Below are 790 nucleotides of genomic sequence, written 5' to 3' on the forward strand. Positions count from 1 at the left end.
TCTGCTCAAAACAAGCCTTGACAGATACCCCAAGCCTCCGAAGTGCGTGGGTTGTCCCAGAGTGCGGGACAACGTGGCAAGCAATGCCCCAGGATAGCCATTCGGCTCCTGGCGCTGCTTGTTGGGGATTCCCCAAGCCCCTTTTGAACACAGAATTTCATTCTGTGGCTGCGCGTTCCTGCGGAACGCTTTTCACCTGCCTGCGGCGGTGAGAAAATACGAAAAAACGGGCGCGTCAGCGGTCCTGCCCCTGTTCCTTTTCCCGGTCATTCTGGCGTTCCTCCCCGTATCCCATCAGCCGGTCCACATTGGCTTTTGCGGCCAGCAGTTCCCGCATTTCCTCGCGGGATCGCCGGTACTCGGCATAGTCTTTTTTCTTTTCTTCCAACAATGTTGCGTACTCGGCCTGCAAGCTCTTGACGGTGGGCAGCTTCTTGATACCCAAATCGTCAAATGCCTGCTTTGCCGCCTTGTGGAGCAAAATCTCCGCTTCATGTTCCGCTAAAAATTTCTTGGAATATCCCGCCTTGCGGTAGGCCGCATAGACCTCGCGGGTTTTCACATAATTGATGATGTGGGTCCGCAGTACGGCTATCTCCGCCATGCGGGTTTCCGCCGCCTTGATCTGCGCCGACAGCTCATTGTGGCGGGTGGTAACAGCAGCCGCTTTTTCTTCCAAGACTGCATATTCCAGCAGGCCATGCTCGGTGAGGTAGTTCATTGTCTGCGCCATCTGTTTCAGATTGAATACCTTTGCCCAGCGCGCGTAGCCAGCGCCTTTTCCGGCCTG

At 55.6% G+C, this 790-nt stretch carries 1 pseudogene; it reads right to left on the reverse strand.

Going from position 1 to position 790, the window contains the following annotated elements:
- Positions 1-235: 235 nt before the first annotated feature.
- Positions 236-790 (reverse strand): annotated as a pseudogene (locus D1841_RS17725) (relaxase); the annotation flags it as partial.

This window comes from Neglectibacter sp. X4, assembly GCF_009917365.1.
GTDB lineage: Bacteria > Bacillota > Clostridia > Oscillospirales > Acutalibacteraceae > Acutalibacter.